Here is a 14,315-nt window from a genome sequence, read left to right as displayed (position 1 = left end):
TACTTTTTCGGTTAGCCTACATTTTTTAGTAGTAAGTTTTCCCCTTTATCCCTTGGCTTTCTTCGTAAGATAGCCACAATGAGCATGCCACTGAGGAAGCTCATTATCAGCATTAGATACATGTAACGATCACTTTTTCGATAATGGTGATCAGAAATAGCCGTTACTTTACCCGTTTCGAATGTGATCCTCACAAAACCAATGATATTACCATCGTTAAACACCGGTTCTAACAACTGCTGCCTGCCAATACTTGCGGTTGAGAGAGGCGTATCAAGCCCTAAAACCTCACGAGCCGTCAGCGCTTTATCACTTGAAGCGAGCCGGACCCCCTCCGCGTCATAAATAGTGGCATCAAACACTAAGCGATCTTGAGAAAGTTGGTTGGTTAATTTTAGTAGTCGTTCCTGATCTTGCTGTGTGATCATCTCGCTAGCCGAAAGTGCGGCTTGGGAGATCAGGACTTTAGTTAATGTCTCAAGCTGTCGAGACTGAATTTTTTCATTACCTTTACTGATCACAACACTATTTTTGATTGTTGTAATAAACATGACGACCAAAAGTGCCAAAATGAGAATACGAAATGCATTTCTCAGAGAAAATAACGAACCGTCAATTTTTGATACGTCCATTTGGGTCCCATGGAAACAAATTTACATTTCATCCATATTGAGACTTGCGTTTTTAAATTGCAATAGGTTAACGTCTTAGGAGGCCAATTAGGAATCATATACATGGAAGCGTTAAAGATTTTACCAATAAAGAGGCACACCTCGTTACTGACTCGTTTACCTGAGACAATAAAAACATCACAACTCGCCCGAGCAAAGGCGACATGGATCGTTTTCGGAGAGTTTTTATCTCCTGAATGTTTTGATGAGATAGATGAACATACAGGGATCGAGCATATTATCTTAGATACATGGAAGGTCGGCCATTATGAGGTTGCCTTGATGTCAGGAGCGTTAACCGAGCAGCACAAACAAGTGCTTCATGCTTTAGAGCTCGATTATGCCAACTTAAGTGAAGTTCCAGATCTATCAAAACCTGGATTGATCGTCATGGATATGGACTCAACCGCAATACAGATTGAGTGCATTGATGAGATCGCCAAACTGGCGGGTGTGGGAGAGCTTGTTTCTGAAGTGACAGAGCGAGCCATGCAAGGTGAACTCGACTTTGAACAGAGTTTACGCCAAAGAGTGGCAGCGTTGAAAGGCGCAGATGAATCCATTCTAGAACAGGTGAGATTAACTCTCCCATTGATGCCTGATCTTGAAGAGCTGGTTAATACACTCAGTGCCTTAGGTTGGAAAACCGCTATTGCATCAGGGGGCTTTACCTATTTTTCCGATTATTTGAAAGATAGCCTAGATTTGGATCACGCTCAGTCTAATACATTGGAAATCATCGATGGAAAATTAACCGGACAAGTGCTGGGGGATGTTGTATCGGCAACAACGAAAGCGGATATCTTGTTGGAACTTGCTGATAAATATAATGTTGAAGTACACAACACCGTTGCTGTTGGTGACGGTGCAAATGACTTAGTGATGATGGATATCGCAGGCTTAGGGGTCGCTTATCATGCAAAACCTAAAGTGGAAGAACGAGCGCAAACCGCAGTTCGCTTCTCTGGTTTAGGTGGTGTGCTATGTATTTTATCGGCAAAATTAGCGGTACAGAAAAAAATCAGTTGGAAGAGTAAACCCTAGCGGATTTTGATTTTTCTAAAAGTTTAAAAGTTAAAAGTTAAAAGTTTAAAAACGGAAGAACAAAGAGTGGCATTGCAGCCACTCTTTTTCGTTCTGTTTAAGTGAGTTCTAGGCGTATCATTACTTCCTCGGTGATATCAACAATTTCACCATAGCCAATGATCGAACGGATCTCTTTATCCAGTTTTCCTGCGTCATGGATACTCACTTGGGTTAGCTCATCAATGTCATATTGAAGCAGTGAAGTAGTTGAGTTAAACACCGGTGCGCCTGAGATCCGAAGCACATAAACTTCTCCCATCTCTTTGGCTTTTTTGATGAAATCGATTCGTTCTCTAGCGTGCTTAAAATCATCAGATAATTTGGTATGAATCGATTGAAGCTTTCCACCAAATTTAATCGCTGCAATATACACTTCATGATACTGCAGCTCTGCGCCTTCAATTCTCTTGAGGGGAGTTGCCAGTAGGGAATTACTGCGCCCTTTAAATATAGGCTCTAGTGATAAGCACTCCTCATGGCCCAATTTTGCAAGTAGTACTAAATGGTTCGGGAGTGGGTAATTCACCCCTATAACCTTAGTTCTTAAATTCGAATCATGCTTATCGATAAAAATAGGAGAGCTGACTATTTTATTGAGTAATGAGTTATGTAGGCTTTCAAGTAAACTGTTGCTAGCCAATAGCTCGTGTACCTCTTTTAATTTGTCTTTATTGTGCTCAATAATACTATTGAAAAAGGCAATGGTTTTAGTCGTTCGACTCGTATTTTCAATAGCCAGTTGTACACACCTTGCATTTGGGCTGATACGAATCACTTGATACGGAACCTCTCCCAGCGGAAGCGATTTATCGTACAACTGTAGCTCTTTAAGATTGACAGAAAGAGAGTCACCAGCCTTAAGTGGAGCAGCGGTATCTAGAATTAGGCTGATACCATGTTTTGAAATATCAATGGAGTGGCCTGTGAATGGTAAGGCGTCTGATGTGGTGATCTCCACAGGTGACTTAAACTGATAACGAGGCTCTTTTCGTCGTCCTTGAGCATCAAAAAAGATAGCTTTTGGTTGACCAAGGATCTGTCTTGAATGACGGAATTGGTTGAGTTCATTACTGGCAAGGCGAGGGCGTTCCGTTAGTAGATAATCTGAACTAGACTGCTCGTTGCCTATCTCTTGTAAGATGCCGCAGTGAGTGAGCCCTTGTGAACTATCGTTCAGTTCAGTTGAGTGCTGCGCTAACGATTGACTCTCTTCTTCTGAAAGCTCAAATATTGAAAGTCGAAAGGCTTTCCAGCTCGGTCTTTTCGCTCCGATGTGCCAGAAGAGTTGCCTCTGTTCTCTGCTCGCTTCTGGGAGCATCATTGAGTAAAAAAGCGTCTTATGTTGATGAGTGTGGGTAAAAGAGTAGATGACGTTACTTGATCCCTTTAACCCCGGTCTCGTCAATAGATCCATTCGTTCAGAATTAAATAATGTTCCGAATGCTTGTTGGTTTCGCTCATCATGCCAATACTGCCATAGTGGTTGATTGTTATCGGTTAGCAGCGCCAGTTTGAGTTCGCTGCCGCTGAAAAATAGCGGTAGATTCCCAGTGTGTTTCAAATAGGCGTGTTCATAACCACGGGTTCTTGCTTGGATGATTTTATCTTGATTATCATGACGAGTTTTTTTGCTATTGCTTGTTAACGATTCAGTGATCACTTGATTAACGATATCTGTTTCAGTTAAACGCATTGTGCGTAAGAACTTTATCGCGTCATTTTCGTGTGAATCATCAATGCCTAAAATTCTGTATACGATAGGTTTATCTATTCCAACCACTTCGGACTGTTTCATTAGTTCCGTGAAAGTCACCGCAATTTCTTGTCCCAAGTTATAGTCAAATGCACTAGGCACTTTAAAGCGAGCGCCGGAACCCGATAAATCAACACTCAGGCCGTGTATGACTTGGGATTTTGGTAGCTCAATTTTAACTTGAGAGAAGACTTTTAATCGGTTCTCTTGACGTTTGAGGCTGTAACCTAAATGTATAGGCTCTGCTTCATATGGACTATCAGGGTTAGTAATACTTTTTGATTGTTTAGCGTTGGGCTGTTGATTCAATACCCTAAAATTATTTTTCGTATTATTTAACGCCTCCCAAACCCCTTCAGTGTAACTTCCGAAGCGTCTGGTATTTTTATGGTAAGCATTAAAGGCAACATCATCGAGCCAATGCTGTATTCCATCTAACTCATATTCTCTACATTCGCCCTGTACTTTGCCGCGAAGATCAATTTTCTTCGAGCAAGGGGCCATAATTCGGTTCAACTCCATCTTAACTAAGAGTTTTACTGATGGAGGCTCTCCATTTGTGACTTGAGATAAGACATAGTCAAAATCATCAGCGTGATAAGTGGAGATTAGCCGTTCTGTTAGTGAGAGAATTTCAGATTGCTGCATACTTTTCTGTTAGAGTGAGTTTGTCATATAGAACATCGGCTGATTGCCTTAGAACTTTAGCGATGAGTTACACCTGCTCAACTAAATATTAACCTATATTGACCTATTTTGTTTATATAGTTGGAAGAGAAATTAGAGGAAACATGGCAAAAGCAAAACGAGCGTATGTATGTAATGATTGTGGTGCGGACTTTCCGCGTTGGCAAGGTCAATGCAATGCATGTGGTTCATGGAATACAATAACTGAAGTTCGATTGGCGGCTTCTCCTCAAGTCGCGAGAAATGAGCGATTGTCGGGCTATGCGGGTGCGGTGACTGAAGCTCAAGTTCAGACATTATCTGAAATAAATCTTCAAGAGGTTCCTCGTTTTTCAAGCAGTTTTAAAGAATTTGATCGAGTGCTAGGAGGAGGGGTTGTTCCTGGTGCTGCTATCCTTATTGGTGGTAACCCTGGCGCAGGTAAATCAACATTATTGTTACAAACAATGTGTCGGCTTGCTGCTGAAATGCCGACGTTATATGTGACGGGGGAAGAATCTCTTCAGCAAGTGGCTATGCGAGCCTCTCGATTGGGACTGCCGAAAGAGCATTTAAAGATGCTTTCGGAAACCAACGTAGACAAAATTTGTCAGATCGCCGAAAAAGAGCAACCCAAAATAATGGTTATCGACTCGATTCAAGTGATGCATGTGGCCGATGTTCAATCGTCACCAGGCAGTGTTGCTCAAGTTAGAGAGTCCGCAACAGCGTTAACTCGTTACGCTAAGCAAAACAATGTGGCCGTTTTTCTTGTTGGACACGTCACTAAAGACGGAACACTGGCTGGACCGAAGGTGCTAGAACACATTATTGACTGTTCTGTATTGCTTGATGGTAGCGCTGACAGTCGGTTTAGAACGTTACGCAGCCATAAAAACCGTTTTGGTGCGGTGAATGAGCTAGGCGTGTTTGCAATGACAGGTCAAGGCTTAAAAGAGGTAACGAATCCTTCTGCTATATTTCTATCAAGAGGCGAAGAGCAGACTTCAGGTAGCTCAGTGATGGTTGTCTGGGAAGGAACTCGCCCCTTACTTGTTGAAATTCAAGCGTTAGTGGATTATTCACAGCTCTCTAACCCGAGACGAATTGCTGTGGGGTTAGATCAAAACCGATTGTCACTCCTTTTGGCTGTGTTGCATAAACATGGTGGACTTCAAATGGCTGACCAAGATGTCTTTGTCAACGTGGTCGGGGGTGTTAAAGTAACAGAAACAAGTGCTGATTTAGCGTTAGTCATAGCATTACTGTCTAGCTTTAAAGACAGAGCGCTACCTAAAGATGTGGTTGTTTTTGGTGAAGTCGGTTTAGCGGGGGAGATTCGCCCTGTGCCTAGTGGACAAGAACGTTTAATGGAAGCGGCAAAACACGGTTTCACTAAAGCAATCGTTCCTTTTGCTAATATGCCAAAAGGTGGCGTTGAAGGTATGCAGATCCATGGTGTTAAAAAATTATCGGATGCAATTAACGCTTTCGATGAATTGTAACTTATGTAAATATGCAGCAATGATTCAAGTAAATTAATGACTTTTATATAAATAACAATTCCATAAAAATCAATTGCTTATTTTTTTTAAGTCGATGGCTCTTTTGCTTTAAACAGTAAAGTGAAAGTTTTTTAATCTCAAATGCACGCAAAGCTATCAGTCTTCACAGATTGTGATATACTCTGCGCGCATTTTATATCCTATTAACAGAGTAAAACGATGACTGATTTATCAAAATACAGAAACATTGGTATTTTCGCGCACGTTGATGCGGGTAAAACCACTACAACTGAGCGTATCCTTAAACTTACTGGCCAGATCCACAAAACTGGTGAAGTTCATGATGGTGAATCGACTACCGATTTCATGGAACAGGAAGCTGAGCGCGGAATTACTATCCAATCAGCAGCAGTAAGCTGTTTCTGGAATGATCACCGTTTAAACGTTATCGATACTCCTGGACACGTTGACTTCACAGTTGAAGTATACCGTTCACTTAAAGTACTTGATGGCGGCATCGGTGTATTCTGTGGTTCTGGTGGTGTTGAACCTCAATCAGAAACTAACTGGCGTTACGCTAACGAATCAGAAGTATCTCGTCTGATCTTCGTTAACAAACTAGACCGTATGGGTGCAGATTTCTACAGCGTTGTTGACCAAGTTAAAAACGTTCTAGGTGCAAACCCACTAGTTATGGTTCTACCAATTGGCCGCGAAGATGACTTCGTTGGTGTTGTAGACCTTCTAAGCCGTAAAGCATACGTTTGGGATGACACTGGTCTTCCTGAAAACTACGAAATTCTTGACGTTCCAGCTGATATGGTTGATGACGTTGAAGCTTACCGTGAAGAGCTAATCGAAACTGCTGTTGAGCAAGACGATGACCTTATGGAAGCTTACATGGAAGGTGTTGAGCCTTCTATCGAAGACATCAAGCGTTGTATCCGTAAAGGTACTCGTGAGCTTGCATTCTTCCCAACATTCTGTGGTTCTGCATTTAAGAACAAAGGTGTTCAAATCGTTCTTGACGCAGTAGTAGATTACCTACCTGCTCCAACTGAAGTTGATCCACAACCTCTAATGGACGAAGAAGGCGAAGAGACTGGCGAACACGCTATCGTTTCTGCTGATGAAACCTTCAAAGCACTAGCATTCAAAATCATGGATGACCGTTTTGGTGCACTAACATTCGTACGTATTTACTCTGGTAAATTGAATAAGGGTGACACCATCCTTAACTCTTTCACAGGTAAAACTGAGCGTGTTGGCCGTATGGTTGAGATGCAAGCTGATGACCGTAACGAACTTACTAGCGCACAAGCTGGTGATATCATCGCTATCGTTGGTATGAAAAACGTTCAAACTGGTCACACTCTATGTGATCCTAAGCATCAAGTAACACTTGAGCCAATGGTTTTCCCAACTCCAGTAATCTCTATCGCAGTATCTCCAAAAGATAAAGGCGGTTCTGAGAAAATGGGTATCGCGATCGGTAAAATGGTTGCAGAAGATCCATCTTTCCAAGTTGAAACTGACGAAGAAACTGGCGAAACTATCCTGAAAGGTATGGGTGAGCTTCACCTAGACATTAAAGTTGATATCCTTAAGCGTACTTACGGTGTTGACCTTACAGTTGGTGCTCCTCAAGTTGCTTACCGTGAAACTATCACTCAACCAATTGAAGATAGCTACACGCATAAGAAACAATCTGGTGGTTCTGGTCAATTCGGTAAGATCGATTACCGTATCAAACCAGGTGAGCCAAACTCAGGCTTCACATTCAAGTCTTCTGTAGTGGGCGGTAACGTTCCTAAAGAATTCTGGCCTGCAGTAGAGAAAGGCTTCGCTGGCATGATGGAGAACGGTGTTCTTGCTGGTTTCCCAACGCTAGACGTTGAAGTTGAACTATTCGATGGTGGTTTCCACGCAGTCGATTCATCTGCTATCGCATTTGAAATCGCAGCGAAAGGTGCATTCCGTCAGTCTATGCCTAAAGCTGGTGCTCAACTTCTTGAGCCTATCATGGCAGTTGACGTGTTCACTCCAGACGATCACGTTGGTGATGTTATCGGTGACCTTAACCGTCGTCGTGGCATGATCAAAGACCAAATGGCTGGTCTAACTGGTGTTCGTATTAAAGCTGACGTACCTCTTTCAGAAATGTTTGGTTACATCGGTCACCTACGTACAATGACTTCAGGTCGTGGTCAATTCTCTATGGAATTCGCACACTACTCAGCATGTCCAATGAACGTTGCTGAAGAAGTTATCGCTAAAGTTAAAGCAGAGAAAGAAGCTAAGTAATTAGTCTTTTTCTTTAAAATAACTAAAAAAAGCCCCGCTAGTCTGACTAGCGGGGCTTTTTGTTATTGGCTTATTGGCTTATTGGCTTATTAGCTTATTAGCTTATTAGCTTATTGGCATTGAAACGTTAAGTTGAAAGGTGAGCGGGTGATAACTCTATACCAATTCGTTTCTAAAGAGATTTACTGTATCGGCATAAATAATCCTGCTTTAACTTCTAACGCTTTAGGTCAATATACAATTTCTCAACTTTAGCGCGTGCCCAATCGGTTTTTCTCAAGAACTTTAAGCTCGATTTAATGCTTGGGTTACTCTTAAAGCAATTCACATTCACGATATGGCTCAACTCTTCCCAACCGTAATGATCAACGAGTTCCGTTAATAGTTTTTCTAAAGTAATGCCATGCAATGGGTTGTTCGCTTGTGTCATGCTGTTATCTCTTGATAAATATTGCGTCTAGTATAACAGCATCTTGACGGCCGCTACTTTATTCTTCCCATACAACAAGCTTATCCTTTGGCCAGTTATGACCAATTTCATGGTATTTCTGCTCCAAAACATGACGCTTAATTTTTAATGTCGGGGTGAGAACGCCATTTTCGATACTCCAAGGTTCCTTGATCATCAATACGCCTTTAATTTTTTCATGCGAAGCGAGCTTGGTATTCATTTTTTCGATAACTCGTCGAGAGGTTTTTTCATAACGAGCTCGATCAAAATTTGGGAAATCATGAGGAACGACAAGTAAAATCGGGCCAGGTAGACCAAGACCAATTAAGCACATCATCTCGACACGGCTGTATTCAAAGAGCTTATTCTCAATAGGAACAGGTGCTACAAACTTCCCTTTCGCTGTTTTGAAGGTGTCTTTTTTACGACCTCTGATCGTTAGATAGCCCTCGTTATCAATGGACCCGATATCACCGGTATGCAACCAACCCTCATTATCAAATGACTCTTTAGTCGCGATGTCATTTTTGTAGTAGCCAGAGAATAGTCCATTGCCTCGAACCATAATTTCATCATCACCAGCAATTTTTAATTCGATTCCAGGGCCAGCGCTTCCAACGGTACCAATCTTTTCTGCTCGGTATGGGAAGTTAAGCGTGCTATAGGCAAACGACTCGGTCATTCCCCAGGCTTCTGAGATATGTAAACCGATGCTTTCATACCACTCTAGTAGCGCTGGAGATACTGGTGCTGAGCCACACCCAAGTACTCGAGCTTGATCAAGCCCTAATCCATCAGCCAGTTTTTTCTTGATGATAGAATTAATGAAAGGGATCTTCATCAGAATATTCAGCTTACGTTGAGGCAGTTTATCTTGGATACGCTGTTGGAACAGAGTCCATAAACGAGGTACTGAGATAAACAGTGTAGGGCGTTGCATTTTTACATCTTCAATAAAGGTATCAAGAGACTCAGGGAATGCGGTTTGAACGCCTCCCATGATTGATGACCCAAAGATATAGACTCGTTCAGTAATATGAGCGAGAGGTAAATATGAGAACAAACGGTCATTAGGCTGAATGCCGATATGGTTAATGAGTTGCTGAACGGACCATGCAAAGGCTCCATAAGTTAGCATTGCCCCTTTAGGGACGCCTGAGGTGCCAGATGTATAAACCAGCGACATGAGTTTGTCATCATGATGTAGCGGGCGAAACTCACTTGGAGCGTGTTGCTTCATTAGCTCACTAAATTGGTATTGACAGTTTGGAGCACTATCATATGGCAGAGCAATACTGATCAAATCAGGCAAGTTCGCAAGGACTTGTTGGGTGGCCTTTGCATCATCGAGTTTTCCTGCAAGCAGAATTTTACTTTCACTATGGGTTAAGCAGTACTCAACAGTATCTGCTCCTGCTGTGGGGAAAATAGGGACGCTGACATAGTCACCTAGCATCATAGCGAGATCACAGATAAACCACTCAGCACAGTTCTTTGATATGAGGGCTATCTTATCGCCGGGTTTAGCACCTAAATCTTGCAAAGCAGAGACTAATTTAAGTGCCTGTTCTGCGACGTCTGAATAGGTATACTCGACGAATTGACGGTTGATAATCTGCTTTAGATAGACCTCATCAGGGCGTTCCTGTGCCCATTTCAAGATCATTTCATTCGGTAGCGGGAGAGCGCAAGTTGTTGTGCTTAACTTGTTAGGCTGATTCATTGTCTAACTCCATGTTATTGGCAACGATTATATTGTTATTATGTTAATTTCTTGTTAATTCTAGCATGTAACCATCACAAGGGAAAAGCGGATCTACTGTTTAATGTCGAGAAATCATAGCTATAGCGATGAACGCTGGTAGAAATAAATTCATTAGTGATTCGTCCTAAAAGTACCCGGACTCATACCTGTTTTCTTTTTAAAAATGCGAGAAAAATAGGAGACATCCTTGTAACCACATTGATATGCAATAAAGGATATTTTGATTTTTCGATCTGAAATGAGCATTTTTTTGGCGTTGTTGATTCTTTTATTGCAGACATAATCACGAAAGCTAATACCGACAACCTTATGAAATAACTTAGAAAAATAGGTAACGGAATAGTGACACTGCTTAGCAATATCATCTTCTTTGATCACTTTATCTAGATTGTCTTCCACGTAACGTAGAATACTAATAATTTCTTTACCGACATTATTTTTTATGATTAAAGGCTCATCTTTTACCTGTTCTAATACTTCTCGATGTGAATCAAAACTTAAATGTACCTTCAGGGTGAAGTCTTGGAGCCATGAATTAAAATTGTCACTATCAACTGATATCTGGCTATAGATAACATTATGATTAAATAGTTCTTTATTTACTCGCCCTTGATACAACACAATTAGATTTTTACCTAAGTTCTGGGCAATTTTTTGCGCCACCAATAAAAGTGGGTAATTTGACGTTTCATCCAAAAAAAAGAAAGAAAACTGAACATAGGGTTCGCTGAGTATTGATACGTCATCATTATGTTCTTTTAAATCAAAATAAAATTTCAATTCATTAAAAACATCATGTGGTAATTTAGATAAAGGTTTTCCTAACCAATGGCCAGTTCTTTGCACATCCATATGCATAAAGTATCCAATTATTTTCTTAAACCAAAAGTATTAAATTCGCTCTTATAGTTAGAGTAGAAGTTGTGCGGAAAAGTGCAAGAACATAACAAAAAAGTCCTAACCGTTATTGATAATAATATCTAAATTTAAAAAGCAATCTGAATGAAGTTGCATTGGAAGGAGACCAAATAATGAATAAATTTATTACGAACTGCAAAGCATTTATGCAAGATGAAGAAGGGTTAACCGTTGTCGAGTATGTTGTTGGCGCTGGGTTACTTGTTGCTGGCTTAACCGCCATATTCAGTAATATGGGAACTGAATTGGATACTAAGCTTAAAGCGACAATTGCAAGTATATCCTAATATTTGGATGCACTGTGACAAACGTTACGGTGCATTTATCTTGAGATAAATGGAGAGGAGTCATGAAAAACGCTCTATTCAAAATCAAAATATTTTTTGAAAATGAAGGTGGTTTAACCGTTGTAGAGTATGTAATTGGCGCTGCATTTCTTGTTGCAGGCTTAACCGTTTTTTTTTCAAATCACGAAAGTGTTTTAAGTGATTCATTGGTTGAGACTATTAATAAATAATAATTGGTGGCGGTAAATATGAATTTAGCAATTTGGGGGTGTTTAATAGCAATCGCAGTTTATGATGCAAGAGATAATAGAATTCCGAACAAACTACTTTTATTTATACTATTTTTATTTGTAATCGAAAATAATCTTGTTGGGACACCGTTAGTCACTCAAGGTAAAGCATTTATTTCTGGAGTCCTGTTTTTTTCTATCGGACTTGGTTTTTACTTTTTGAGAGCGATGGCTCCCGGTGATGTTAAATTGTTGGGAGTTGTAGGTGTAATTATGGACTGGGGCTCTTTGTTCTCAGTATCTTATTGGATATTGTTTTCTGGGGCATTAATTGGTTGCTTTTATTGTTTGGAAATGGCATCAGGAAATCCTATCAGATTCAAATTATGGGCTGATAAGTGGTTAGCTTATTTCTTATACGGGGTAAAGCGAGATACTTACCAACAAACAGTACGTCAATCAGAAAAATTAAGAATGCCATTTGCGCCCGTTGTTGTTGTTGGGTTAGCACTACATAGCTATTTCTAATTAGAGAAGGGGTCTCTATGGAAATGAATATTAAATCAGGACATAAGGACGATCTGACACCGCAAGCTGCTGCGCCTAAAGTGCCAACCTCTTTTGATGCTCTCAATATTCCTCAAGTCGTGATCGAGAACCTTCTTATTAAGCAATTAGCTGCTTATCCTAAATCTGATATCTTAGCTCTTACTCGTTTAATGGGCATTAATAGCCACATGATTGAGACCTTGATCGCTGTATTAAGGAAAAAATCGTTTGTCGAAGTGTTTCAGGCGGCCAGTGAAACTTTCGCCTCTCAAAGTAACTCTGGTCATGTGCGATATGCTTTATCAGAGCAAGGAATGCAAGAAGCGGACACTGCTTTTAAGAAAGATGCCTACTTAGGCCCAACGCCAGTCTCTCTTGGTGATTATGATCGAATGGTGAAGGAACAAGACGTTCGAGCTCATTTAGTCACAAGAGGCGATGTGACTAGTGCATTAAGTGATGTTTATGGTGCTGAACGCATGGTCTCTGTTCTTGGTCCTGCGATCAATTCAGGTCGGGCACTGCTTCTCTACGGGGATGCGGGAACAGGGAAAACGTATGTTGCAACTCGTTTACTTAACTCTCTGAACACCTCTGTTTATATTCCTTATGCCGTATACGCGGCAGGAAACATCATTAAAGTTTTTTCTCCGCAACATCATAAAAGAGTGGATAGCAACCATATCAATGACTCTATCTCTTTTAAATCTCAATATGATAAGCGTTGGGTGTTGAGTGAGCGTCCCAGTATTCAAGTGGGAGGTGAGCTCACCATGGATATGTTGGAAGTTAATCATACCGAACACAACCGAGTTTGGATGGCTCCGCTTCAAATGATGGCGAATAACGGCATATTCATTATTGATGATTTAGGTCGTCAACCGATGCCAGTTGATACGCTACTGAATCGCTGGATTGTTCCTATGGAGTATTTCTTCGATTATTTGTCGCTTCCTAATGGGCAACAAATATCCATCCCATTCATTCTCACTTTAGCTTTTTCAACAAATTTAAAGCCAGAGACGATCGCCGACCCTGCATTTTTGCGTCGTCTAGGTTACAAGATTCAGTTTAATCCACTCAAAGAGGATGAATACCAAGCCTTATGGGAGTTAATGGCACAAGGTAAGTCATTAACTCTAGAACATGATTTATTTAAACCATTACTACAACTGCATCGTCAACATAATGTGGGTTATTACCCATGCCTACCTAAGGATATTGTAGGTATCAGCAAGGATATTATTGCATTCGAAGAGACAGACCCTGTGATCACTCCAACGATATTAGAGCGTGCTTGGGAAGTCTACTTTACTGCCGATGGCAAAGGAGGAGGTGCAAGATGAACAGAAATCAGGTCATTTTATTGTTTTTATTGTCGATTATCTTTGGCTTGGCAGCAGTGTTTTTTGCTAAGCAATGGATGGATAGGCAGTCACAGCCACAAACCGAAGTGGAAGTCGTATTACGTGAGCCTGTGATCATCGCAGCACAAGAGATCCCGGCGGGAACGGTGATTGAAGATCAGCACCTTACCACTAAGTTGCTAGAGGAAGATTGGCGCAGCGAATATCAATATACTGAAGCTACTGAGTTACTAGGACAAGTTGCCGCCACCTCAATCTATTCTGGGGAAATCGTGAATACTCAAAGGATGTCGGTCGGTGCTGAAGGTTCCGCTCTTGCCTCATTAATTCCTGAAACGAAACGAGCGGTGACTATTCGTGTAAATGACGTGATTGGTGTAGCGGGTTTCTTATTACCGGGTAATAAAGTGGATATTCTTAATACGATTTCGTACGGCAAAGGATCAGCGAATACCGTGACGGTTTTGAAAGATATCAAAGTATTAGCGGTCGATCAGACAGCAAGAAGTAAAGAAAACAAGCCGATTATCGTTCGAGCGGTGACATTGGAAGTTTCACCGAAAGAGGCGGAAAAATTATTAACGGCGAAGAGTAAAGGAGAGATCCAACTCACGTTGCGTAACCCACATGAGCCGAAAGAAAAAGTGGTGCGTCGCTATGTATCTCCTAGTGTCACCATCATCAAAGGGACACAGTCTTCCAATGTTCGAGTCAGGGATTGAGGTGATACATGAAGAAAATAATCATAATTGTATTCGTGTGG

At 41.1% G+C, this 14,315-nt stretch carries 13 protein-coding genes; 8 read left to right on the top strand and 5 right to left on the bottom strand.

Translation table 11 applies throughout. The features are described 5' to 3' along the window. Window positions 1-11: 11 nt before the first annotated feature. Window positions 12-617 carry a YtjB family periplasmic protein gene (locus L4C39_RS06700; RefSeq protein ID WP_171756016.1) on the bottom strand — a complete coding sequence of 202 codons (606 nt, stop codon included), beginning with the start codon at window positions 615-617 and terminating at the stop codon, window positions 12-14. A gap of 117 nt (window positions 618-734) precedes the next feature. Between L4C39_RS06700 and serB the strand changes: the two genes are divergently transcribed. Further along, window positions 735-1,715, top strand: a complete 981-nt coding sequence (serB, locus tag L4C39_RS06695) for a phosphoserine phosphatase (protein WP_429745100.1) — start codon at window positions 735-737, stop codon at window positions 1,713-1,715. 97 nt (window positions 1,716-1,812) lie between these two features. On the opposite strand, the gene L4C39_RS06690 is transcribed toward serB, so the two are convergent. Then, window positions 1,813-4,158 carry a PilZ domain-containing protein gene (locus tag L4C39_RS06690; RefSeq protein WP_429745098.1) on the bottom strand — a complete coding sequence of 782 codons (2,346 nt, stop codon included), beginning with the start codon at window positions 4,156-4,158 and terminating at the stop codon, window positions 1,813-1,815. A 143-nt stretch (window positions 4,159-4,301) separates the two neighbouring features. On the opposite strand from L4C39_RS06690, the gene radA reads away from it, so the two are divergent. Further along, window positions 4,302-5,681 carry a DNA repair protein RadA gene (gene radA, locus L4C39_RS06685; RefSeq protein WP_113799160.1) on the top strand — a complete coding sequence of 460 codons (1,380 nt, stop codon included), beginning with the start codon at window positions 4,302-4,304 and terminating at the stop codon, window positions 5,679-5,681. Between the two features lie 219 nt (window positions 5,682-5,900). Further along, window positions 5,901-7,985, top strand: a complete 2,085-nt coding sequence (fusA, locus tag L4C39_RS06680; RefSeq protein ID WP_113799158.1) for an elongation factor G — start codon at window positions 5,901-5,903, stop codon at window positions 7,983-7,985. 217 nt (window positions 7,986-8,202) lie between these two features. Here the strand turns inward: fusA and L4C39_RS06675 are convergent, their stop codons facing one another. The 3 genes from L4C39_RS06675 to L4C39_RS06665 all read right to left on the bottom strand — a co-directional run bounded on the left by L4C39_RS06675 (window position 8,203) and on the right by L4C39_RS06665 (window position 11,059). After that, entirely contained in the window at window positions 8,203-8,415 is a 213-nt protein-coding gene (locus tag L4C39_RS06675) for a VF530 family protein (RefSeq protein ID WP_017054075.1), read from the bottom strand. A gap of 58 nt (window positions 8,416-8,473) precedes the next feature. Further along, on the bottom strand, window positions 8,474-10,159 hold the full coding sequence (locus tag L4C39_RS06670; RefSeq protein WP_371729488.1) for an AMP-binding protein: 1,686 nt from the start codon (window positions 10,157-10,159) through the stop codon (window positions 8,474-8,476). Between the two features lie 153 nt (window positions 10,160-10,312). Further along, on the bottom strand, window positions 10,313-11,059 hold the full coding sequence (locus L4C39_RS06665) for a helix-turn-helix domain-containing protein (RefSeq protein ID WP_429745094.1): 747 nt from the start codon (window positions 11,057-11,059) through the stop codon (window positions 10,313-10,315). A gap of 173 nt (window positions 11,060-11,232) precedes the next feature. Between L4C39_RS06665 and L4C39_RS06660 the strand changes: the two genes are divergently transcribed. The 5 genes from L4C39_RS06660 to cpaB all read left to right on the top strand — a co-directional run bounded on the left by L4C39_RS06660 (window position 11,233) and on the right by cpaB (window position 14,274). Then, window positions 11,233-11,406, top strand: coding sequence for a Flp family type IVb pilin (locus L4C39_RS06660; RefSeq protein WP_371711760.1), 174 nt, complete (start codon window positions 11,233-11,235; stop codon window positions 11,404-11,406). A 62-nt stretch (window positions 11,407-11,468) separates the two neighbouring features. Continuing rightward, window positions 11,469-11,636 (top strand): Flp family type IVb pilin, encoded by a 168-nt coding sequence (locus L4C39_RS06655; protein ID WP_429745092.1) that lies wholly within the window; start codon window positions 11,469-11,471, stop codon window positions 11,634-11,636. Window positions 11,637-11,654: 18 nt separating this feature from the next. Then, window positions 11,655-12,164: a prepilin peptidase gene (locus L4C39_RS06650; protein WP_429745091.1), complete on the top strand. Its 510-nt coding sequence runs from the start codon at window positions 11,655-11,657 to the stop codon at window positions 12,162-12,164. 17 nt (window positions 12,165-12,181) lie between these two features. Continuing rightward, window positions 12,182-13,531 (top strand): DUF8689 domain-containing protein, encoded by a 1,350-nt coding sequence (locus L4C39_RS06645; protein WP_171755949.1) that lies wholly within the window; start codon window positions 12,182-12,184, stop codon window positions 13,529-13,531. After that, a complete protein-coding gene (gene cpaB, locus L4C39_RS06640) occupies window positions 13,528-14,274 on the top strand; it encodes a Flp pilus assembly protein CpaB (RefSeq protein WP_113799148.1) in 747 nt (248 codons plus the stop codon). The genes L4C39_RS06645 and cpaB overlap by 4 nt, the downstream gene beginning before the upstream one ends. The last annotated feature ends 41 nt before the right edge of the window (window positions 14,275-14,315 follow it).

Source organism: Vibrio clamense, from assembly GCF_050337905.1.
In the GTDB taxonomy this organism is placed as follows: Bacteria; Pseudomonadota; Gammaproteobacteria; order Enterobacterales; family Vibrionaceae; genus Vibrio; species Vibrio cortegadensis.
The sequence above is the reverse complement of the archived record's forward strand: the minus strand, read 5'-3'. Positions and strand labels throughout refer to the sequence as shown.

Bases quoted from the DNA above. Each gene is read 5' to 3' on its own strand.
- serB (WP_429745100.1), top strand. From the start codon at position 735: ATGGAAGCGTTAAAGATTTTACCAATAAAGAGGCACACCTCGTTACTG.
- L4C39_RS06670 (WP_371729488.1), bottom strand. From the start codon at position 10,159: ATGAATCAGCCTAACAAGTTAAGCACAACAACTTGCGCTCTCCCGCTA.
- fusA (WP_113799158.1), top strand. From the start codon at position 5,901: ATGACTGATTTATCAAAATACAGAAACATTGGTATTTTCGCGCACGTT.
- L4C39_RS06660 (WP_371711760.1), top strand. From the start codon at position 11,233: ATGAATAAATTTATTACGAACTGCAAAGCATTTATGCAAGATGAAGAA.
- L4C39_RS06690 (WP_429745098.1), bottom strand. From the start codon at position 4,158: ATGCAGCAATCTGAAATTCTCTCACTAACAGAACGGCTAATCTCCACT.
- L4C39_RS06645 (WP_171755949.1), top strand. From the start codon at position 12,182: ATGGAAATGAATATTAAATCAGGACATAAGGACGATCTGACACCGCAA.
- L4C39_RS06665 (WP_429745094.1), bottom strand. From the start codon at position 11,059: ATGCATATGGATGTGCAAAGAACTGGCCATTGGTTAGGAAAACCTTTA.
- L4C39_RS06675 (WP_017054075.1), bottom strand. From the start codon at position 8,415: ATGACACAAGCGAACAACCCATTGCATGGCATTACTTTAGAAAAACTA.
- cpaB (WP_113799148.1), top strand. From the start codon at position 13,528: ATGAACAGAAATCAGGTCATTTTATTGTTTTTATTGTCGATTATCTTT.
- radA (WP_113799160.1), top strand. From the start codon at position 4,302: ATGGCAAAAGCAAAACGAGCGTATGTATGTAATGATTGTGGTGCGGAC.
- L4C39_RS06655 (WP_429745092.1), top strand. From the start codon at position 11,469: ATGAAAAACGCTCTATTCAAAATCAAAATATTTTTTGAAAATGAAGGT.
- L4C39_RS06650 (WP_429745091.1), top strand. From the start codon at position 11,655: ATGAATTTAGCAATTTGGGGGTGTTTAATAGCAATCGCAGTTTATGAT.